Genomic DNA, 709 nt, shown 5'->3' with positions numbered 1-709 from the left:
AGTTGATCACCATGGGTGGTGAATTACGCAGCTCGCGGAATTTGACCTCACCCATTACTCAATCCTTTCCCGTTGATTGCGTTGCAACGTAGGCAACGGTGGCAATGCAAAAGAGTATAGAGCAGGGCAGGGGAGTCGCTATTGGCCGTATAGACAGGGAGTCTGGTGAGTTAAGCACAGGCGCGTGGCACAAGGGCGCAAAGTGTGAAATGCGTTCAGGAACTGCTCTTGTCCGAGCGCCACATGCCCACGCCGAAGTAAATCAGACGCAGTTGTTTCTCGGCGGTCATTAGCACTTCTCGCTGACCGGTCTCATCAATTTCTTCCAGTTCGAGCATTTCCTGGGTCAGGGCGGTGACGTTGTTGACCACCAGCCCGGCCATCATTTGCAGGTCTTCCGCATTGACATGATTCAGAAACGGAAAGCGTGCCATGTCCATGGCCAGCTCGTTGGTGAACATGCGGATTTCCCGGCGAATGGCGTTGCGCATGGTGGGGGTGCCACCGGCCAGTTCCTTGGAGACGAACAGGAAGTGGGCGCGGTTGTTGCGGACATAGTTGAAGTACACCTCCAGGGATCCGCGCAGCATGCGCTCATTGGGCAGTTCTTCCTGGCGGACCTGGCGCATCATATGGCGCAGGGTGCGGAAAGATTCATCCAGCAGCGTCAGGCCCAGGGCGCTCATGTCCGGGAAGTGCCGGTAGAAGG

At 56.6% G+C, this 709-nt stretch carries 1 protein-coding gene; it reads right to left on the bottom strand.

The features are described from left to right. Positions 1-215: 215 nt before the first annotated feature. Positions 216-709: hypothetical protein (locus tag A3754_RS26895; protein ID WP_063518585.1), on the bottom strand; the 494-nt coding region annotated here is incomplete at its 5' end.

Source organism: Alcanivorax sp. HI0083, assembly GCF_001635175.1.
This window is presented reverse-complemented; position numbering and strand designations above follow the sequence as displayed.